Origin of the sequence: Bradyrhizobium sp. 35 (assembly GCF_023073215.1) — a bacterium.
Taxonomy (GTDB): Bacteria; Pseudomonadota; Alphaproteobacteria; order Rhizobiales; family Xanthobacteraceae; genus Bradyrhizobium; species Bradyrhizobium canariense_D.
In genome coordinates this window covers 25856-45823 of sequence record NZ_JADPJC010000068.1, presented here as the reverse complement: position 1 = coordinate 45823, position 19968 = coordinate 25856, and the positions used below count along the sequence as shown (strand labels likewise).

The following is a 19968-nucleotide window of genomic DNA, read 5'->3' as shown; positions in this document are numbered from 1 at the left end:
GCCGTGGAATGGGTCCTGGCTTTCGCCAGGACGACGGTGAGACCTAGATGCTGACCCCCAGCGCCTTCCATTCGCGCAGCGCCTTGGCGTCGCGCGGGGTGACGTCGGGATATTCGGGGTCTTCACCCACCGTCGGCGAAATCTTCCAGGAACGGGCGCATTTGGTGCCGACCGCCTTCTCCACCACGACAGCGACGCCTGGAACGGCATCGAGACGGAATGCGGAAGCCGGCACCTCGCCCTCGCGCACCTCGTAGTTCGAGGTGATGCAGATCTCGGCGAGATCGGTGTCGAACAGCGTCGCAAGCATGTCGCGGTCGGCGACATAGATGACCGGTGATGCCTCCAGCGACGAGCCGATGTTCTTGGCGGCGCGTTCGAGCTCCAGCGCACCGGTGACGACGCGGCGGACATTGCGGATCGCTTCCCACTTCGCGGCGAGCTTGTCGTCGCGCAGGCTTTCGAGGTCGTCGGGAAACTGCGTCAGGTGCACCGAGGGCTCGGCGTCGGGCCTGTACATCCGCCAGGCCTCCTCCGCGGTGAAGCTGAGGATAGGCGCCAGCCATTTCAGGATCGAGCTGCACAACAGGTCGATCGTGGTCAGCGCCGCCTTGCGCGTCGGCGAGGACGGCGGATCGCAATACAGCGTGTCCTTGCGGATGTCGAAATAGAACGCGGAGAGCTCACTGTTCAGGAACGCGGACAAGGTTGCGACCACGGTCTTGTAGTCGAACTCCTGATAGGCTTTGCGGACGACGGCAGCACGGACCGCGAGCTCGTGCAGCATCAGCCGTTCGAGTTCGGGCATGTCGGCGGGCGCGACTGCGTCGGCCGGCTTGTAGTGATCCAGCGTTCCCAGCATCCAGCGTACGGTGTTGCGCAGCTTGCGATAGGTCTCGATGGTGTTCTTCAGGATCTCCGGGCCGATGCGCTGGTCGTCGGCATAGTCGGTGGCGCAGACCCAGAGGCGCAGGATATCCGCGCCCGAATCCTTGATCACCTTCTGAGGCTCGACGGTGTTGCCGATCGACTTCGACATCTTGCGGCCGTTCTCGTCGAGCGTGAAGCCGTGGGTGAGCACGATGTCGTAGGGCGCGCGGCCGCGCGTGCCGGCGCTCTCCAGCAGCGACGAATGAAACCAGCCGCGATGCTGGTCGCTGCCTTCGAGATACATCACGGTGTCGTCGCCGCCGTCGACCTTGCGAACGATGTTGCCGAGCTGCGGGATGTTCTGGCGATCCTCGAGCACGAAGGCATGTGTGGAGCCGGAATCGAACCAGACGTCGCAGATGTCGTCGATCTTCTTCCAGTCTTCCTTCGCGCGGGATCCAAGGAAGCGCTCGCGGGCGCCTTCCATGTACCAGGCGTCGGCGCCTTCCTCCATGAAGGCCTCGGTGATGCGCTGGTTGACGATCTCGTCCTGCAGGATCTCGGCCGAGCCGTCGCTGTTCTCGCGCACGAAAACGGCGATGGGAACGCCCCAGGCGCGCTGGCGCGAGATCACCCAGTCCGGACGGTTGGCGATCATGCCGTTGATGCGGTTCTCACCTGACGGCGGCACCCATTGCGTGACCGAGATAGCATGCAGCGCGCGAGCCCGCAGCGTATCGCCCTTCCTGGCGTGGCCATCTTCGCTGATGTCCTTGTCCATCGCGATGAACCATTGCGGCGTGTTGCGGAAGATCACCGGCTTCTTCGATCGCCAGGAATGCGGGTACTGGTGCTTGAGGCGGCCGCGCGCGAGCAGCTTGCCGGCCTCGACCAACGCCTTGATCACGGCTTCATTGGCATCGCCCTTCTCGCCCTTGTCGTTGAGCACGCGCTTGCCGGTGAAGCCGGGGGCCTGCGCGGTATAGGCGCCGTTCTCGTCGACAGTGTAGGGGGTCGCGGTCGAGATGCCGCGCTCATCGAGCTCGCGGGTATTGGCCATCCAGACGTCGAAATCCTCGCGGCCGTGGCTCGGCGCGGTGTGCACGAAACCGGTGCCGGTATCGTCGGTGACATGCTCGCCGGCGAGCAGCGGCACGATAAACGCGTAACCGCCATCGAGGCCGCGCAAGGGATGGGCGCACTCCACGGCGTCCAGCGTATCGCCGGGAATGTCGCGCAGCTTCTCATAGGCCGTGACGCGCGCCTGCTTGAACACCTCTGCTGCAAGCGCATCGGCCAGGATCAGGAGATCGCCGGTCTTCGCCCAATTGTCCGCGGCCGCATCCGTCACCTTGTAGAGGCCGTAGGCGATCTTCGGTGAGAACGAGATCGCGCGATTGCCGGGCAGCGTCCAGGGCGTGGTGGTCCAGATCACGACCGATGCATTGGCGAGCGCACCATGTGCCGGGGACGTGACGGGAAACTTCACCCATACCATGTCGGATGTGTAGTCCTCGTACTCGACCTCGGCCTCGGCGAGGGCGGTCTTCTCGACCACGCTCCACATCACCGGCTTGGAGCCGCGATACAGCGTGCCGTTGGCGGCGAACTTCATCAGCTCGCGGGCGATCTGCGCTTCGGCGGGATAGCTCATCGTCTGATAGGGATGATCCCAGTCGCCGATGATGCCGAGCCGCTTGAATTCCTCGCGCTGCACGTTGATCCAGTGTGTCGCATAGGCGCGGCATTCCTTGCGGAACGCCACCATCGCAGCGGAGTCGCGGAAGTCGGGCTTCTGCTTGCCCTTGGAACGGTAGTTCTCTTCCTCGATCTTCCATTCGATCGGCAGGCCGTGGCAGTCCCAACCGGGCACGTAGTTGGAGTCGAAGCCGAGCATCTGCTGGCTCTTGGTCACGACGTCCTTGAGGATCTTGTTCAGCGCGTGCCCGATATGGATGTTGCCATTGGCGTAGGGCGGGCCGTCATGCAGCACGAATTTGGCGCGGCCCTGGGCTTCCTGGCGGAGCTTGTCGTAAAGGCCGATGTCGTTCCAGTATTTCAGCAGCTCCGGCTCGCGCTGCGGCAGGCCGGCCCGCATCGGGAATTCGGTCTGCGGCAGGAACAGGGTTTTCGAATAGTCTTTGGCTTCGGATTTTTGGGACTTTTGTGGCTTGTCGGACATGAGGCTGACTGGCTCGGAAGGGCGCGGGAACGGATGGCGATGCGGTATCGCGGGTGAAACGACGACATCCCGGTCTTGCGCCGAGCCGAAGGCTCAGGCGGAAGCCGGGCCGCTAATCCCTATGATGCGCCGCGCAAACATGGGCTCTCCATAGCAGGGGGGCGGGGGAAGCGCAAAAGGTTCGGCGGGCCGGTTTCCGGCCTCAATCGATGACGCCAAGCCGCGGAAACGCGTCCGGGGCGGCGGCGAGCATGGCGCGGGCGCGGGCGGAATCGTTGTCCATCTGGCGGATCAGGGCATCCAGGCCCTCGAATTTCAGCTCCTCGCGGATGAAGCCGATAAAGGCGCAGTCGAGCGTCTGCCCGTAGAGATCCCCCTTGAAGTCGAACAGGAAGATTTCCAGCAGCGGCGCACCATTGTCGAACGTCGGGCGGCGGCCGAAGCTTGCGACCCCATCCAGCCGCTCCGCGCCGCGGCCGACCCGCACCGCATAGATGCCGTGCTTGAGGCCGCAATTGGCATCAAGGCGGATATTGGCGGTGGGATAACCGAGGTCGCGGCCGCGCTTCTCTCCGTGGATGACCTCGCCGGTGATAAACCAGGGCGCGCCGAGCATGGCCGTGGCCTCGTCGAGTTGGCCTTCGGCGAGCGCGATTCGGATCGCGCTGGACGAGACCGGCCGCTCGTCGATATCGACATGCGGCTGCACGTCGACCTCGATGCCGAGCCGGGGCGCCTCGTTGACGAGGAGGCTCGGCGAGCCGACCCGACCCTTGCCGAAGTGGAAGTCGTAGCCGACGGCGATTCCGCCGATGCCCAGGCGCCCGATCAGGTCGTGGTGAATGAAGTCTTGCGCGCTGGTCCCGGCGCGGGACTTGTCGAAGGTCATGACCACGGCGCCGTCAAGTCCGGTGCCGGCCAGAAGCCGCAGCTTGGCACGCTCGTCCGTCAGGCGGAATTGCGGGGTGTTGGGGCTGAAAAACCGGCGCGGATGCGGCTCGAAGGTCAATGCCAGCGCAGGGCGGCCATGTAGCCGGCCCATTTCCAGCGCCGCAGCGATTACGGCGCGATGGCCGAGATGAACGCCGTCGAAATTGCCCATGGCGACCACGGCACCCCTTGCAATGGCGGAGTCCGGCGTGGTGTCGCGGATAACGGTAAAATGCGGGGCCATCAGGGGAATCTCGAACCGGCGGGACCGGCCGGGACCGTGGCGCGACGGGCCGGATGAAGTCAAGCAGGAGGGGGCGGCCGCATCGAGTGCGATTTCAGTCCACCGGGGGCGTTCCCAGTTAACGCGCTGTTTAACGCCTTGGTGCTAGTCCTTGGGCGTGGAACCGCGGGGCTCCGGCCCGGCAGGTCCGATCGTAATATTTCCTGGGTTTGCGTTGGGGGAGTCGAGATGGCGGTTGATTTGTCGATGTCGGTTCTGGTGGTTGACGACTACAGCACCATGATCCGTATCATCAGGAACCTCCTGAAGCAGCTTGGCTTCGAGAATATCGATGATGCAAGCGACGGTTCGGCAGCGCTGAACAAGATGCGTGGCAAGAAGTACGGGCTCGTGATTTCCGACTGGAACATGGAGCCGATGACGGGTTACGACCTGCTGCGCGAAGTGCGCGCGGATCCGAACCTCGCCACCACGCCCTTCATCATGATCACGGCCGAATCAAAGACCGAGAACGTGATCGCGGCCAAGAAGGCCGGCGTGAACAACTACATCGTCAAGCCGTTCAACGCGGCGACGCTGAAGACCAAGATCGAGGCGGTCTTCCCGGACATGGCGAGCGCGTAAGGCGCGATCGAAGCCATCAGTTGAATTCGGAAAGCCCGGGCGATTGTCCCGGGCTTTCTGCGTCGGGTTCGTCGTTCCGGAATCGACGCCCCACATCAACCGGGAATGACGATCAACTCGCTACCACTTCAGTTCGCGCATCAGCGCCTTCGGGGGATGGCCGAACAATTCCAGCACCGACGCCGGGTCGAGCTGGTCGAGACCCTCGAACTCCTCGGCATGGATGCCGCGGGTCACGAACAGGCAATCGATGCCGAACTCGCGCGCGCCGGTGAGGTCGGTCCGGACGGAATCGCCGATCGCGAGCACCTTTTTGCGGTCGATCTGGTGGCCTTGGCGTTCGCCGGCGAGCGCCATCGCGCGCTCGTAGATCGGCCGGTGCGGCTTGCCGTAGAAGATCACCTCGCCGCCGAGCTCGCGATAGAGCTCCGCGATCGCGCCGGCGCAATAGATCAGGCGGTCGCCGCGTTCCACCACGATGTCGGGGTTGGCACAAACCAGCGTCAGCTTGCGCTCGCGCGCCTTCAGCATCATGCCGCGATAGTCTTCCGCCGTCTCGGTCTCGTCGTCATAGAGGCCGGTGCAGACGATGTAATCCGCCTCTTCCAGCGGCGCGGTCACCGCATCGAGGCCGCGATAGATCGAGTTGTCGCGCTCGGGGCCGAGCCAGAACATCTTGCGGCCGGGATGGTCGGCGACATAGAGCCGCGTCAGGTCGCCTGAAGACACGATCGCGTCATAGGTCTCGTCGGCGACGCCGAGCTTGCGCAATTGCCGCTGCACGGAGTCGGCCGGGCGCGGCGCGTTGGTGATCAGGATGACCGTACCGCCGCGGCTGCGGTAGGTGTGCAGCGCCTCGCAGGCTTCGGGGAAGGATTCAAGACCGTTATGGACCACGCCCCAGATGTCGCTGAGCACGACGTCCACGCCCGCCACGAGTTCACGCAGGCTTTCGGCGAAATGCAGTGTGGTCATGATGCGTGCGGCCGATCAGATACGTCGCGCGAGCGCGGCGTTGCCGGTGACGCGCTGTGGCGCAGACGCAGCCGACGTCGCGCCTGAGCTGGATATGCCGGAGCCATTGGATCCCTGAATGTCCTGTGCCTGGTTCGGCGCGGCGGTAGCAGATGACCCCTCCGGCCGCAATGGCCGGGGCGGCGCGAACAGGAACCCCTGGCCGAACCGCACGTCATAATCGAGCAGGTCGATCACGGCGCGCTCGCCCTCGATTCGCTCGGCGATCAGATCGATGCCGAAGCGGCCGAGCAGGTCGGAGAGATCGGACGGGTGGATGTCCGAGGCCGAAGCCTGCCTGGGGTCGAGCAGGAGCGAGGCCGGCACCTTGATGAAGCGCACGCCGCGATCGGCGAGCTCGCGCGGTTCGATGCGCAAATCGGTGACATGGTCGATCGAGAAACGGAAGCCGCGCTGGGCGAGCGCCGCGAGATTCTCGGTTTCGGCCGGGCCGAGATTGCGGAAGGTGGATTGCTTGAATTCCAGCACCAGCGAGGGCGCCAGCGCCCGATTGGCTTCGAGGAAATCGAGGTATTGCGCGAAGGTCGTGGAATTGCCGAGCGTGGAAGCCGCGACGTTGCAGAACACGCCGACTTCCTTGTTGCGTACCATCAGGCGCCGCAGCACCTGCACGCAGCGCAGCATGACCATGTTGTCGATGCGCCCGATCAACCCGGAGGCCTCCGCGATGCTGATGAACTCCTCGGCCGCGACCAGCTGGTCACGCTCGTCGCGCAGGCGCGTCACGGCCTCGTAGAACCGGACCTTGCGCTGCGGCAGCGACACCATCGGCTGGAGGAAGATGTCGATGCGGTTCTCGTCGATCGCGTTGCGGAGCGTCGCCAGCAATTGGGTCTGGTTGCGGCCGTTGGCGGTCCGAACCGGATTGGCGGTCTGGGTCTGGATCGCCGGTGCTGCCGGCCGCATTGGCGGCGGCGCGGGCGCCGGGGCAGCCGGCCGTTCCTCCTCGAACGTGGCCATCAGGTCGAGCGGCGCGTCCGGCTCCTGCCTTGCGACCGGCGCGGGGGCCGACACTGGCGCGTTGCCGGCCATCAGATCCTCATGGGCCGACACGGTGGTGGCGAGTTGCCTGACCAGTCCGCCGAGTTCGTTGATCTCGCCGACCACCGACTGGATGCGGTCGGAGTTGGCCGAATTGGAAGAGGCGATGCGTGCTTCGATCGTGGCGAGCCGGCGGCCGAATTCGGCGACCTGACGGGCGAGGTCGGCGGTGCCGCGCGAAAGATCGGCGATCTGGCCGCCGACGTCGCTGCGGTCGCGCAGTCGCATCGACACTGCATTGTAGAGGATCAGGAAGGTCAGCGCCGTCAGCGCCACGATCGCGGATTCGGTTCCGCTGATGCCGGCGACCGCGTAGAGCAGGAGCCCGAGCGAGGCGGCGACCAGAACCATGCAGATCGCGATGAAGATCGTCGAAATACGAATCATGCCGCGCGTTACGCCTCAAGAGCTGACTGCCTGACCGGGAAAACACGGGTGGCGTTTCGAACCCGTCACGCCGCATGCTCCCCCAAGCGGCATGACCTTAACATCATTGTTGATTCGAGGGGATAGCGGCCCAATCGCAGAGTCAGGACGGCGCCGCGGCGCCGACCGTGTCGGCCGAGACGGCCTCGCGGGTGCCTAGCGGCTTGGGCGGCCCGGTGGTCGTGTCGCGCAAGGTCTGCCGTTCGATCTCCGAATTCAGCTCAGCCCCGAACATGATGACGATGGCCGACATCCACATCCACATCATCAAGCCGATCGCAGCGCCGAGCGAGCCGTAGGTCGCGTTGTAATTTGCGAATTCGGACAGATACCAGGACAGCAGCGCCGAGCCGGCGATCCAGAGGATCGCGGCCGTCACAGCGCCGGGGCTCAGCCATTGCCAGCGCGGGGCGTCGCGGCTGGGCGCGAAGCGGTAGAGGACGGCGAGCGCCGCAAGGAGAATGACGAACAGCACCGGCCATCGCGCCAGCGCCACGATCAGCTTGCTTTCGGGCGCCATGCCGAGGTGGTTGAGCGCGAGCGGGAAGGCGACGACGGCGCCCACCATCAGCAGCAGGGCAACGATGCCACCGACCGTGAAAGCCAGCGAGACCGTGTTCAGCCGGATGAAGCTGCGCTTTTCACGCTCCTCATAGGCGACGTTGAGGGCGTCGAAGATGGCTTTGACGCCGGCATTGGCGCTCCAGATCGCGAGCACGAGTCCAAACAGGAAAGTGAAACCAAGGGTCGCGCCGCCGTTCGACACGACGCGCGCCACCTGGTCCTCGACGATCTGGAACGCGCCCTCGGGCAGCATCATCGCGAGCGATTGCAGGTTGGAACTGATCGTCGAGGGATCGGCGAACAGGCCATAGAATGAAACCAGCGCCGTGATAGCGGGAAAGATCGCGAGCAGTCCGAAAAAGACGACGCCGCCGGCGGTCGCGAGCAGGCGATCCTCGTCGATGCGCTGATAGGTGCGCCAGAGGATGTCCTTCCAGCCTGCCCACGGGATCGCGAACGGGCTTTTCGCGCGGCGGCCGCGGCCGGGCTGCGAGGCTGCGCCCGTCGGGCTCGTTTCCGGCGAATTCGCCTCGCCGTTGCGGTGGTCTTGCGGAGGTCCCGGCCGGATCAGGCCAGAATCCTGGAAATACCGTTCCGCGGTGAGCACGAACACGGTCGTGGCTGCGACTAACAGCCAGCTGTCGAATTGCTCGGCGCGCCGCATACGCATTTTCAGGTATCCGCTCCGTGGCCGTGACGCCGCCTGCGCGCGGCCGTGATCCCGACCAGCCCAACGGCCGCGAGCATCAGCCCGAGTTGCACGGGCCGGTTGGACCGAGCCGGCCACGTGCTGCCGCCATGTCCTGACTCATGTCCTCGTTCGCCCGGCGCGAGCGGCGCCAGGGGAATTGTCGTCGCGACCTCTTTCACCGCCTCCTTCACCGTTCCGCGCGGGATGCGCGGGGTGGCGATAGCCACCCGTAGGCGGCTGGCGAGCGGCACGATCGGCTTGGTCTTGCGCTTCATCTGGGCCATGGCCACGCCGGCGCAGGCGGCGGCCAGGACCAGGAGCACAGCGCCGACGGCGCCGAACCCCCAGAATTGCCCGTAATGGATTGCAATCCAGCGGTACAGGGCGATCAGGCCGACGAAGAAGGCTGCGACGACGAACAAGCCCGCAACCGCGAGCAGTCCGGCCGCAGCCGCGTACGACGTCATGCGCCCTGTGGCCTGGTTGCTCCGGTCGCGGGCATAGGACTGGGCGGCGCGCTTGAGATGGTTGAGCTTGAGCGCGACGCCGGCGCGCAGCAATTCGCCCGATGGCGCAAGCATGCAGTTATCCTCCGAGTGCGAGAAAATTCGTCGGGGGATGAACGTGGCGGTATTTGACTTGTTCCGACGAGGTCTGCCCGCCGTGATGGATCAGCCGAGATCGGCTGCCGCGATCCAGAACACTTCGCCCTCGGAGTCCTCGGTGTCGAGCCAGAGCAGCGGCAATTCAGGAAAGGCCTCGTCAACCAATTCGCGGCCGCGGCCGATCTCGCAGATCAGCCCGCCATGCGGCGTCAAATGGCCGGGCGCATCGCGCAGGATCCGGCGCACCACATCGAGACCGTCGGCGCCGCCGTCGAAGGCGAGCTTCGGCTCGGCCCGGCACTCGGGCGGCAGCGCCGCCATGCCTTCGGCGTCGACATAAGGCGGGTTGGTGATGATCAGGTCGTATTTGGTGTTACCGAGTGGGGCGAACAGGTCGCCGCGATGCAGGCTGATCCGGCCATCGAGCCCGTATTCGCCGACATTTCGTCTGGCGACGTCGATCGCGCCCTTCGAGATATCGACGGCATCGATCGTGGCGTTCGGGAAATGATGCGCGGCGAGGATCGCGAGGCATCCCGATCCCGTGCAGAGATCGAGCACGCGCTCGACGGCGCTGGAATCGTCGATCAGCGAGCCGGCTTCGCCGTCGCCGCCGAAATGCGACTCCAAGAGTTCACCGATGAAGGAGCGCGGAACGATGACGCGCTCGTCGACATAAAACGGCAGGCCGCGCATGTAGATCTTGTTGACGAGATACGCGGCCGGTTTGCGCGTGGTGACGCGCTGATGAACGAGATCGATGATGGTCCTGCCCTCGGCGGTCGTGACGCGCGCGTTGGCAAAAATCTCGAACTGCTCGGGATGCAGATGCAGGGCTTCACAGACCAGGAAAGCCGCTTCCGCGACCGGATCGGGCGTGCCATGGGCAAAGGCGAGCTTGGCCTCATTGAAGCGGCTCACTGCATAGCGGACGAAATCGATCAGCGTGAGAAGCTCGCCGCGGCCCACCTTCGCGAGCTTTGGCGCGGCGTGGCCGCGCACGGCCTTTTTGGATGTTGTTGCCATCAGGATCGGGTCCAGCGTGCGGCGGCTTCGTCGTCGCGGGCCTGGGCCTCGACCCAGCCGGTGCCGGTGGCGCTCTCTTCCTTCTTCCAGAACGGCGCGTTGGTCTTGAGATAATCCATCAGGAACTCGGCTGCCTGGAACGCTGCCTGGCGGTGCTGCGAGGCGGTCAGCACCAGCACGATGTTCTGGCCGGGCATGAAACGGCCGACGCGATGGATCACCGTGACGCCGCTGAGAGGCCAGCGCGAGATGGCCTCGTCGGCATGGCGCCTGATCTCTTCCTCGGCCATGCCGGGATAATGCTCCAGCGAGAGCGCGGCGATCTTCGCGCTGTCTTCGTCGCTGCGGCAGATGCCGGAAAAACTCACGACCGCACCGATGTCGGTGCGGTTCCCGGTCAGCACCGCGATCTCGCGTGCGATGTCGAAATCGTCTTGCTGGATACGGATGGTGACGGGGCAGGTGGTGACGGGCATGGCCTAGCCGCCGGTCATCGGCGGGAAGAACGCGATCTCGCGAGCGCCCGCGATCGCGGCGTCCGACTTGACGTGGGCATGGTCGATCGCGGTGCGGATCACCTTCGGCTTCTCGAACGCATAGGCGTAGGCTTCGCCTTGGCCGGACAGCCAGGCGATCAGCTCTTCCACGGTGCGCACGGTCGCAGGCGGCTCGATCGTCTCCTCGGCCTTGCCGATGCGCTCGCGCACCCAGGCGAAGTACTTCACCTTCATCCCTCATCCTCCTTGATGAGGTGATGGATGCCGGCGCCGAAATAGTCGTAGCCGGTGTACATGGTGAGGATCGCCGAGGCCCAGAGCAGCGCCAGCCCGATCATCGAGACCATGGGCACGACCTCATCGCCGGCCGGACCAGCCAGCAGGAAGCCGATGGCGATGAGCTGAACCGTCGTCTTCCATTTCGCAAGCTTGGTCACGGGCACGCTGACACGCAGCGCGGCAAGATATTCGCGCAGGCCCGAGACCAGGATCTCGCGGCACAGGATCACGATGGCGGCCCACAGCGACCAGCCGTGAATGATGCCGTCGGCGGCCAGCATCAGCAGGCACGAGGCGACCAGAAGCTTATCGGCGATCGGATCGAGCATGCGGCCGAACGCCGATTGCTGATTCCAGATCCGTGCGTAATAGCCGTCGAGGTAATCGGTGACCGCAGCCGCGATAAAAATGGCGACGGCGACCCAGCGCAGCCACAGCGGGCCGTCCATGATCGACTGTGCGTAGATGCACCCGACCACGACCGGGATCGCGGCGATCCGGCCGTAGGTCAGGATGTTCGGGAGGGACATCGCGCGGCTGGTCGTCCCTCGTGTCGTGGCGATGTTCATCCGTCCTACCAATACCGCTGCAGCCTGAAGGTCAACCGTTCCGCTCCCCAAATGGGGTGCGGGATGCGACGACCATATGACCGCGGCCCCCCTTTTATTTCACCCCGGCTGGGGATGGAAATACTCGAAAATCCTGCGGGCGCTCTCGGCGCTCACCCCCGGAACCTTACCGAGATCGGTGATCGAGGCCCGTTCGATCTCCTTCAGGGTTCCGAAATGATGCAGCAAGGCACGTTTGCGTGACGGACCGATGCCAGGAATCTCCTGCAAGCCGGCCTCGCGGATGTCCTTCTTGCGCAGCTTGCGGTGCGAGCCGATGACGAAACGGTGCGCCTCGTCCCGCAGCCGCTGGATGAAATAGAGCACGGGGTCGCGCGGCTCCAGCTTGATCGCCTCGCGCTCCGGCATGAACAGGGTCTCGCGGCCGGCATCCCGGTCCGGCCCCTTGGCCACCGACATCAGCGCCACCTGGGTCAGGCCGAGATTTGCAAAGATGTCCCGGACCGCGTTGAGCTGGCCGCGGCCGCCATCGATGATCACGAGATCGGGCCATTGCGGGAAGTCGTCGTCCTTGGCTTTGGCCGCATTGTCCTCGGGTGGATTGATCAAGCGCTTGAAACGGCGTTCGAGCACCTCGCGCATCATCCCGTAATCGTCGCCGGGCGTCAGGCCCTCCGACTTGATGTTGAACTTGCGGTACTGGTTTTTCACAAAACCGTCCGGGCCGGCGACGATCATGGCGCCGACTGCGTTGGTGCCCTGGATGTGGCTGTTGTCGTAGACCTCGATCCGCTTCGGCGCATGCGTCAGGCTCAGGGTCGTGGCCATGGCGTCCAACAGGCGGCTCTGCGTCGCGGTGTCCGCGAGCTTGCGGCCCAGGGCCTCGCGCGCGTTGGTGAGCGCGTGGGTGACGAGCTCCTTCTTCTCGCCACGCTTCGGCATGGACACTTCGACCTTGCGGCCGGCCTTGATCGACAGCGCGTTGGCGAGCAGCTCGCTCTCCTCGATCTCGTGCGAGAGCAGGATATTCCTCGGCGGCGGCTTGTCGTCATAGAACTGGGCGAGGAAGGAGCCGAGCACCTCTTCCGGCGTATAGGTCTTCTCCGCGCGCGGGAAATAGGCGCGGTTGCCCCAGTTCTGCCCGGTGCGGAAGAAGAACACCTCGACGCAGGAGAAGCCGCCCTCCTGGTGGATGGCGAACACGTCGGCTTCTTCCACCGTGCGCGGATTGATGCCCTGCTGCGACTGGATCGCGGACAGCGCAGCGAGGCGGTCGCGGTAGAGCGCGGCGCTCTCGAATTCGAGCTCGCCGGAGGCCTTCTCCATCTCCGCGGCAAGCTCCTGCTTCACCGCATGGCTCCTGCCGGACAGGAAGTCGCTCGCCTCGCGCACCAGGGTCGTGTAGCCGGGGAAGTCGATCTCGCGGGTGCAGGGGCCGGCGCAACGGCGGATCTGGTAGAGCAGGCAGGGCCGCGAGCGACTCTCGAAGAAGGAATCCGTGCAGGAGCGGATCAGGAACGCGCGCTGAAGTGCGGTGATGGTGCGGTTGACGGCGCCGGCGGAGGCGAACGGGCCGAAATAGCGACCCGGCCGCGTCTGCGCGCCGCGATGCTTCAGGATCTGCGGCGCCCAATGGTCGCCCGTGATCAGGATATAGGGAAACGACTTGTCGTCGCGCAGCTGCACGTTGAAGCGCGGCCGAAGCTGCTTGATGAGGTTGGCCTCCAGCAGCAGGGCTTCGGTCTCGGTGTGGGTCGAGATGATTTCCACGGTCACCGTGGCGGCGATCATGCGCAGGATGCGCGCCGGCTGCGGCGCACTCTGGCGCGCATAGTTCGACAGGCGCTTTTTGACGTTCTTGGCCTTGCCGACATAGAGCACGTCGGCATTCGCATTGAGCATGCGGTAGACGCCGGGCGAGGTGGGGGCGAGGCGCACCGCGCGTTCGATCGCCTCGTGGCCGGTCGCCAGCGGCTCTTCGCCGACGGTGCCGCTCTCTTCCAGGATGTCCGGCAGCCGCGCATCGTCCTCGTCGTCGCCATTCGCAGTGGCGGGATCGAGGTCCGGCGGCGCGGCTTCCGTTTCCTGGGGAGGGACGTCGGGTGCGTTGCCGCGCACGGGTTTGCGTACGCGTGCGTCGTCCGGATTGTCGGGGGAATCGTGAACCATGGTGCGAATTTAAGCGCTGCGGGTGTCGATTTGAAGTTCCGGCCGAGCGGCACGCACAGGATGGCGGCGCAGTTCCCGGTAACGCTTGCTTAAGCCTGTTAACAGCGCAGTAACCCGGCTTAACAGGCCTTTAACTTAAAACTCTCGATAAATCTTACGCGAAAAATGGTGGTTCCGTAACCATGCGGTTTTGCCTCGCGCGGCGACGCGGGCATCGCAGCGGTGACGGGAGTTGCGTTGGAGTGTGTGATGAAGAGGCTCGTTGTGGGCGCAGCCGCATTGGCTGCAGTCGGCTGGACGGCTTCGGCAGAGGCCGCCGATCTCAATTACGGGCAGCGAGCGCCCTACACGGTCAATCAGCCGCTCAACGCCTATAGCTGGGCCGGTCCGTATCTCGGTGGCAATCTTGGCTATGAATGGGGTTCGGTGAACAACAATCCCGCAAAACCGTCGGGCTTCGTCGGCGGCGTTCAGGCCGGCTACAATTTCCAGAACGGCCCATGGGTGTTCGGCGTCGAGGGCGACATCCAGGCCGCCGGTGCCGACGACACCTTCGCGCCGTGGAAGTTCTCCAATCCGTGGTTCGGAACCCTGCGCGGCCGCGCCGGCTACGCCTTCAGCAACGTGCTGTTCTACGGCACGGCGGGCCTCGCCTTCGGCGAGCTGCGCGCGCAGACGTTCGGCTGGACCGAGTCGCACACCAGCGCCGGCTGGACCATCGGTGCCGGCGCGGAAGTTATGTTCGCGCCGAACTGGAGCGCCAAGCTCGAATATCTCTATATCGATCTCTCGACGAGTCAGTTCGCGATTACGGGCGTGTCAAACGGCTATAGCGCCAGCGTTGTGCGCGCAGGCGTGAACTATCACTTCTGATAGCTAAAGAAGAAAATACCGGACCAACCTCCCGGCCGCTTGCGGCCGGGATTTTTTTGACGCTTGGCTCGCTAGGGAAGGATGACCAAATCGACCGCCTTCGGCCCCTTGCCCTTCTTGTCCGGTTCGACTTCGAAAGTAATACGCTGTCCTTCGGCAAGGTCCTTCAGTCCGGCCCGCTCCACAGCAGTAATATGTACGAAGACGTCGCGGCCCCCGTCGTCCGGTTTGATGAATCCGTAGCCGCGCTCACCGTTGAAAAACTTGACCGTTCCCGTCATGGCCATCGGGAAACTCCCCCTCATTGCTCCTCCGTCGTGACGCAGACGCGCGTCACGACATGACCGGGCCTTACGAAGCCCGGGAGCTGGCCATCCTTCGGCAGACCATTCGGTCCGACTGGATCTTTCTTAGGCCTTCACTCCGCCGCAACCATTCGCGGAAGCGGAACGTAAAGCCAGTCACTGCAACAGCATAATACGGTTCTCTGCAGATTGACTACCGCTCCTGCATATTTTTCCCAAGAATGCCGGAGTGTTACGGTCTCGGCACCTCTAACCGGAATCTGGCAGCGCCACCCTGGCCGAGCGGCATTTCCAGCTCCGGCAGGATCGTCTTGAGTTCGCCGTGCAGCGTGTAAGGAGGATTGACGATCAAGAGCCCGCTGGAGGTGAGGGCTGCGCCGTCGGCTTGCGGCGCCACGCTGAATTCGAGGCGCAGGCATTTTCCCGGCGGTTTTGCTGCGGCTGCGAGCCGCGCCACTGATTGCACCAGCGTGTCGGTGGCGCGTCGGCTCTTGGCGGGATACCAGATTACATAGATACCGGTCGGCCATTTCGCGAAAGCCGCCGAGAAGGCCTCTGCGAGCTTTTCGAACTCGTCCTTTGCCTCGAAGGGCGGGTCGATCAGAACGAGCCCACGCCGTTCCTTCGGCGGCACGAAAGCCGGCAGCGCCATCCAGCCGTCGAGGTCGACCACGCGGGCCTGTTCGTCGCGGCGCAGTACGCCGATCAGCGCCTTGCGCGCCTTCGGCTCGAGCTCGCAGAGCAAGAGGCGGTCCTGCGGCCTCAGCAGGCCGCGTGCGATCAGCGGCGAGCCCGGATAGGCCTTGAGCTCGCCCTTCGGATTGAAGGCGCGGACGATGTCGAGATAGGGCTTGGTCAGCGCCATGGCGTCGTTCGACAACCGCGCCTGCATCAGCCGCGCAATGCCCGTCAGCCACTCGCCGCCCCGGCGCGCTTCGTCGCTTTCGAGATCGTAGAGGCCAGCGCCGGCATGGGTGTCGATGACGCGGAACGCACCCGGCTTGTCCTGGAGATAGGTGATGATGCGCGTCAGCACGATGTGCTTGATGACATCGGCGAAGTTGCCGGCATGGAAGGCGTGGCGGTAATTCATGCAAGAGCACTACGCCACGTGACGGCCCGAGCAAAGAGGCACGACGCCTGGGCTAGCCACCCCGGATCGGCGGCATCGTCACCTGGTCGCGGCGGCAGGCGCGGCGGTCGATCTCCTCGCAGGCGCGGAATTGCAGGTCCTTGCTGAGGCAGATGCGGACTTCCGATAGCCGCGTCCGGTTGCAGGTGATCGAGACGGCGGCATTGCTGAGGCCCGGATTGGCCTTGATGAAGGCTTCCTCCACCTCCGCCGGCGCCACGGTCTTGGCCTGCGATAGATCGAGATATTCGGCTGGAATCTTGATCGCGGCGCGCGCCTTGCGGATCGTCTCGAAATAGCTGCGGTCAGCGAGCCCCGAGCAGGTGCCGTGCTTGTCCCACTCATTGAAGATCAGCCCCGGCGCCGGCATCAGATCGAGCATGGAGGAGACGATGCTGCGGTTCAGCCGCGGCGAGGGCCGCTGGCAATATTCCGGAAATCCGCTCTCATATTGCGGCCACAAACCATGCACCACGAAAGCGTAGGGCCGTCCGCTGCACTGGGTCTGCGAGCGGCCGCCGCGCTCCGCCGCCTCCTCGCAGAAAGAGGGCGACCAAGACAGTGACAGCACATAAAAATCGAATTCGCCGGGCGTGTTCTGCCGCTTGTCCTGGGCCTTTGCGCCATCGGCCAGCGCAGCCAGCCCGGCCGCAAGCGTCAGCGAGATCATCAGGCGGGAGAACGAATGCAATCTGGAATGAAACATGGCGACGCCCCTCAACTAGACTGTGCAGACAAGCCTAGCAGGCGATAAGAACATTTCAAGAACAAAATGCGGGTGACCGTCGTTCGGCCGCCTGATCGGTCCGGATCAGAACGTTTCAATTACTGTTTGGCGGCGCGGCAGGCCGGGTTGTAGGCCCAGTTGCGGTCGAGCCCGACCACGCACCATTCGACGCCTTGGCCGTAGCCGGCGAAGCCGCCATCCTCCACGATCGAGAAATGCACCTTGCGCATCTTGCCGTCCGTGAGCATGGCCTCGCCGGTGCAATAGCGGCGCGGGATGTTGTCGGATGCCCAAGGCCGGAACGCGGTCTCGTGAACTGCGGCGAAGCCGGTGATCTTCAACGAAGAATTCCAGAACGCGCTTTCTTTCTCCCAGAACTGGGTCGCGATCGTCGGCAGCGCCCTGTCGCACTCGGAGACGTTGCCGTCATAGCGCGGCCCGCTCAGCCAGAAATTCAGCTCCAGCGGATTGGCGGCCCTGGCCTCGCCGAGCGACAGCGCCCCGAACAGGAGGCCGAGCACGGCGGCAAAGCGGAGCGATTTCAGGAAGGTCGAGGCGCGCATGGATGATCCAGACAGCATGATCTGCAAGGGTCGGACGGTGCCGTGAAGGCCGGGGGAGGTCAAGTGCAGCGCGGCAACACTTGCCGACGAGTTGACCGCAATGCTGCGTTGGACCGGCCATCCGTTCTTTCCACCGCCGCGCCGACACCGTAAACTGCCGCCAACCAATCGGAGTGACGGGAATGCGAATCATTGCGGCCGCGGGCCTACTTGCCTTGGGTATGATGGCGAGCCAGTCGGCGCATGCCGATCTGCTTCCGGTGCCTCCGTTCAAGGGCAACGACACCGGCGGCATCATCGCCTATTCGATGGCAACCCAGGTCGATGCGCGGCAGGTCGCGGTCGATCACTGCGCGCGCTATGGCAAAGTCGCCAAATTCCTGGCGGTGCAGGCCTATGAGGGCGGCTACATCTCGTTCTCCTGCCGCTGGGTGCCCTATGGCGCCGCCGACCAGCCGATCCGCACGCTCTACTGAGGCGCTTTCGCACGCCGCTACCTCTCAGCCGGGAACTTCCCACATGACGCGCAAACTCGCTTTGCTCGGCTCCGCCCTTTGCCTCGTGTTGTCGGCAGGCAGCGCTCGCGCTGACGACCTGCCGGTGCGTAAGGCAGGGCTGTGGGAATTGAAGATGGTCCGGACCGGCACGCCGGTGCCCGAGATGACCATGCAGCACTGCACCGACGAGACCGTCGACAAGGAAATGAACAACAACGTCTCGCCGATGGCCAAGCAGATCTGCGCCAAGCAGGACATCAAGAAGACCGCGACCGGCTATGTCAGCGATTCCGAGTGCAATGTCGCCGGCATCAGCACGACTTCGCATGCTGAGATCACCGGCGATTTCAATTCGGCCTATACGGTGAAGACGTCGTCGCACGCGCAAGGCGGCGCCGCCGGCGCGGCAGGCCGCGACACGACCGTGCAGCTCGAAGCGAAATGGCTGGGAGCCTGCAAGCCGGACCAGAAGCCCGGCGACATCGTGATGCCCGGCGGCTTCAAGATGAACGTGCGTGACATGGACAAGCTGAAGGCGCTGCTGCCGAAGTAAGGCTCTTCCCCTCTCCCCTTGTGGGAGAGGGTGGCTCGCCGCGCAGCGGCGAGACGGGTGAGGGGTTTGTCTCCGCGTGTGACTCTTTTCGCTTTGAATTCGCGGAGAGAGACCCCTCATCCGGCGCTTCGCGCCACCTTCTCCCACAGGGGGAGAAGGGAAGAGGCAGCTACACCGGTATCCGCACGCTCGCCCTTAATCCGCCCATCGGACTGTCGCCAAGCGTGATGTCGCCGCCGTGCGAGCGGGCGATGTCGCGGGCGATCGCGAGGCCAAGACCTGTGCCGCCTTCGTCCTGGTTGCGGGCGTTGTCGAGCCGCAGGAACGGCTTGAACACCTCTTCGCGCAGATGGGCGGGAATGCCCGGCCCGTCATCGTCCACCGTCACGGTCAAATAACGGTGATCGCGCTGGCCGGTGATGGCGATGCTCTTGCCGTAGCGGGCGGCGTTGGTGACGAGGTTGGCGAGGCAGCGCTTGAATGAGGCCGGCTTCACCGTGACCACGGGCAGCCCGTTGAACGCAACGGTCGCCGTGTGGCCGTGGCGCTCGGCGTCGCTGCGCAGCTCCTCGAGCGCCTGGGCCATGTCGGTCGGCTGCGACTGCTCGCCGGAATCGCCGCGGGCAAACGCGAGGTAGTCCTCGAGCATCATCGACATCTCGTCGACGTCCTTGCGCATGCCCTCCATTTCGGGGCTGTCGCCGATCAACGCCAGCTCGAGCTTGAACCGCGTCAGGATCGTGCGCAGATCATGGCTGACGCCGGCTAGCATCGCGGTGCGTTGCTCCATCGTTCGCTCGATGCGCGACTTCATTTCGAGGAAGGCGACCGACGCGCGCCGCACCTCGCGCGCGCCACGCGGGCGGAAATTCGGCGCCTCGCGGCCCTTGCCAAAACTTTCGGCGGCGTCGGCAAGTCGCAGGATCGGCTTGATCTGGTTGCGCAGGAATAGCACCGCGACGATCAGCAGGATCGAGGACGTGCCGACCATCCAGAACAGGAAGATCTCCGAGTTCGAGGCATAGGCGGCGCTGCGCTGCGCGAACACGCGCATCACGGCGTCGTCGAGCTGGATCCGGATCTCGACGAGGTTGGAGCGGCCGACCGTGTCGATCCAGAAGGAGCGCCCGATCTGGCGGCCGAGCTGCACCGACAGCGTCTGGTCGAGCAGCGAGAAGAACGGCTTTGGTCCCGGCGGCGGCATGTCGCCGGCCGGGAGGAAATCGACGACGAGGCCCAGGCGCTGCTGCGCGATGCGGCGGATCTGGTCGCGATCCTTGTCTTGCGGGTAGCCCTTGTAGACGTCGATCAGCGCGGCGATGTCCTGCACCACCGCGGCCGACAGGCGGCGTGTCACCGTGTTCCAGTGCCGCTCCATGAACACGAAGGCGACCACCGATTGCAGGATCACCATCGGCACGATCATGATCAGCAGCGCACGCGCATAAAGGCCGGTCGGCATCCAGCCCTTGAACGCATTGCCCATCCAGCCATTGGCGGCGGAGACGCGGCCGGCGGCGCTCTTCAAAAGCGTCAGGCCGGTATCGATCGTGCTCATCGGTGGCG

General features: G+C 64.6%; 20 protein-coding genes. 4 read left to right on the top strand and 16 right to left on the bottom strand.

All coding sequences use genetic code 11. The features are described 5' to 3' along the window. Nucleotides 1-43: 43 nt before the first annotated feature. Together ileS and IVB36_RS15140 are read right to left on the bottom strand one after the other, a co-directional pair. Nucleotides 44-3052 (bottom strand): isoleucine--tRNA ligase, encoded by a 3009-nt coding sequence (ileS, locus tag IVB36_RS15145; RefSeq protein WP_247392031.1) that lies wholly within the window; start codon nucleotides 3050-3052, stop codon nucleotides 44-46. Nucleotides 3053-3254: 202 nt separating this feature from the next. After that, nucleotides 3255-4226, bottom strand: a complete 972-nt coding sequence (locus IVB36_RS15140) for a bifunctional riboflavin kinase/FAD synthetase (RefSeq protein WP_018453485.1) — start codon at nucleotides 4224-4226, stop codon at nucleotides 3255-3257. Between the two features lie 228 nt (nucleotides 4227-4454). Between IVB36_RS15140 and IVB36_RS15135 the strand changes: the two genes are divergently transcribed. Beyond that, nucleotides 4455-4850 (top strand): response regulator, encoded by a 396-nt coding sequence (locus IVB36_RS15135; RefSeq protein ID WP_007596883.1) that lies wholly within the window; start codon nucleotides 4455-4457, stop codon nucleotides 4848-4850. 120 nt (nucleotides 4851-4970) lie between these two features. On the opposite strand, the gene IVB36_RS15130 is transcribed toward IVB36_RS15135, so the two are convergent. From IVB36_RS15130 to uvrC, 9 genes are all read right to left on the bottom strand, one after another. Then, the gene (locus IVB36_RS15130; protein WP_018453486.1) at nucleotides 4971-5825 is read right to left on the bottom strand and encodes a TIGR01459 family HAD-type hydrolase; all 855 of its coding nucleotides are present in this window, start codon (nucleotides 5823-5825) and stop codon (nucleotides 4971-4973) included. A 15-nt stretch (nucleotides 5826-5840) separates the two neighbouring features. Next, nucleotides 5841-7313: an EAL domain-containing protein gene (locus IVB36_RS15125; RefSeq protein WP_247392029.1), complete on the bottom strand. Its 1473-nt coding sequence runs from the start codon at nucleotides 7311-7313 to the stop codon at nucleotides 5841-5843. 142 nt (nucleotides 7314-7455) lie between these two features. Then, nucleotides 7456-8586, bottom strand: coding sequence for a YihY/virulence factor BrkB family protein (locus tag IVB36_RS15120; RefSeq protein ID WP_026232540.1), 1131 nt, complete (start codon nucleotides 8584-8586; stop codon nucleotides 7456-7458). Between the two features lie 2 nt (nucleotides 8587-8588). Then, nucleotides 8589-9188, bottom strand: coding sequence for a hypothetical protein (locus IVB36_RS15115; RefSeq protein ID WP_018453489.1), 600 nt, complete (start codon nucleotides 9186-9188; stop codon nucleotides 8589-8591). 90 nt (nucleotides 9189-9278) lie between these two features. Next, complete coding sequence (gene prmB, locus IVB36_RS15110; RefSeq protein WP_018453490.1) at nucleotides 9279-10238, bottom strand: 50S ribosomal protein L3 N(5)-glutamine methyltransferase; 960 nt, start codon at nucleotides 10236-10238, stop codon at nucleotides 9279-9281. Next, entirely contained in the window at nucleotides 10238-10714 is a 477-nt protein-coding gene (locus IVB36_RS15105; RefSeq protein WP_018453491.1) for a molybdenum cofactor biosynthesis protein MoaE, read from the bottom strand. Before IVB36_RS15105 ends, prmB begins: the two co-directional genes overlap by 1 nt. A 3-nt stretch (nucleotides 10715-10717) precedes the next feature. Continuing rightward, entirely contained in the window at nucleotides 10718-10969 is a 252-nt protein-coding gene (moaD, locus tag IVB36_RS15100; RefSeq protein ID WP_018453492.1) for a molybdopterin converting factor subunit 1, read from the bottom strand. Next, nucleotides 10966-11583: a CDP-diacylglycerol--glycerol-3-phosphate 3-phosphatidyltransferase gene (gene pgsA / locus IVB36_RS15095; RefSeq protein ID WP_007596859.1), complete on the bottom strand. Its 618-nt coding sequence runs from the start codon at nucleotides 11581-11583 to the stop codon at nucleotides 10966-10968. Before pgsA ends, moaD begins: the two co-directional genes overlap by 4 nt. A 99-nt stretch (nucleotides 11584-11682) precedes the next feature. After that, entirely contained in the window at nucleotides 11683-13752 is a 2070-nt protein-coding gene (uvrC, locus tag IVB36_RS15090) for an excinuclease ABC subunit UvrC (protein ID WP_018453494.1), read from the bottom strand. A gap of 249 nt (nucleotides 13753-14001) precedes the next feature. Here uvrC and IVB36_RS15085 point away from each other — a divergent pair, with 249 nt between their 5' ends. After that, complete coding sequence (locus IVB36_RS15085; protein WP_018453495.1) at nucleotides 14002-14625, top strand: outer membrane protein; 624 nt, start codon at nucleotides 14002-14004, stop codon at nucleotides 14623-14625. A 71-nt stretch (nucleotides 14626-14696) separates the two neighbouring features. Here the strand turns inward: IVB36_RS15085 and IVB36_RS15080 are convergent, their stop codons facing one another. The 4 genes from IVB36_RS15080 to IVB36_RS15065 all read right to left on the bottom strand — a co-directional run bounded on the left by IVB36_RS15080 (nucleotide 14697) and on the right by IVB36_RS15065 (nucleotide 17352). Further along, entirely contained in the window at nucleotides 14697-14912 is a 216-nt protein-coding gene (locus IVB36_RS15080; RefSeq protein ID WP_007614865.1) for a cold-shock protein, read from the bottom strand. A 250-nt stretch (nucleotides 14913-15162) separates the two neighbouring features. Beyond that, nucleotides 15163-16023 carry a 23S rRNA (adenine(2030)-N(6))-methyltransferase RlmJ gene (gene rlmJ, locus IVB36_RS15075; RefSeq protein WP_018453496.1) on the bottom strand — a complete coding sequence of 287 codons (861 nt, stop codon included), beginning with the start codon at nucleotides 16021-16023 and terminating at the stop codon, nucleotides 15163-15165. Nucleotides 16024-16075: 52 nt separating this feature from the next. Then, nucleotides 16076-16768 (bottom strand): ribonuclease T2, encoded by a 693-nt coding sequence (locus IVB36_RS15070; protein WP_026232541.1) that lies wholly within the window; start codon nucleotides 16766-16768, stop codon nucleotides 16076-16078. 119 nt (nucleotides 16769-16887) lie between these two features. After that, nucleotides 16888-17352: a hypothetical protein gene (locus IVB36_RS15065; RefSeq protein ID WP_018453498.1), complete on the bottom strand. Its 465-nt coding sequence runs from the start codon at nucleotides 17350-17352 to the stop codon at nucleotides 16888-16890. Between the two features lie 182 nt (nucleotides 17353-17534). Between IVB36_RS15065 and IVB36_RS15060 the strand changes: the two genes are divergently transcribed. Together IVB36_RS15060 and IVB36_RS15055 are read left to right on the top strand one after the other, a co-directional pair. Then, nucleotides 17535-17828, top strand: a complete 294-nt coding sequence (locus tag IVB36_RS15060; RefSeq protein WP_026232542.1) for a hypothetical protein — start codon at nucleotides 17535-17537, stop codon at nucleotides 17826-17828. Between the two features lie 43 nt (nucleotides 17829-17871). After that, on the top strand, nucleotides 17872-18402 hold the full coding sequence (locus IVB36_RS15055) for a DUF3617 family protein (protein WP_018453500.1): 531 nt from the start codon (nucleotides 17872-17874) through the stop codon (nucleotides 18400-18402). A gap of 169 nt (nucleotides 18403-18571) precedes the next feature. On the opposite strand, the gene IVB36_RS15050 is transcribed toward IVB36_RS15055, so the two are convergent. Then, nucleotides 18572-19960, bottom strand: a complete 1389-nt coding sequence (locus tag IVB36_RS15050; protein ID WP_018453501.1) for an ATP-binding protein — start codon at nucleotides 19958-19960, stop codon at nucleotides 18572-18574. Nucleotides 19961-19968 lie beyond the last annotated feature (8 nt).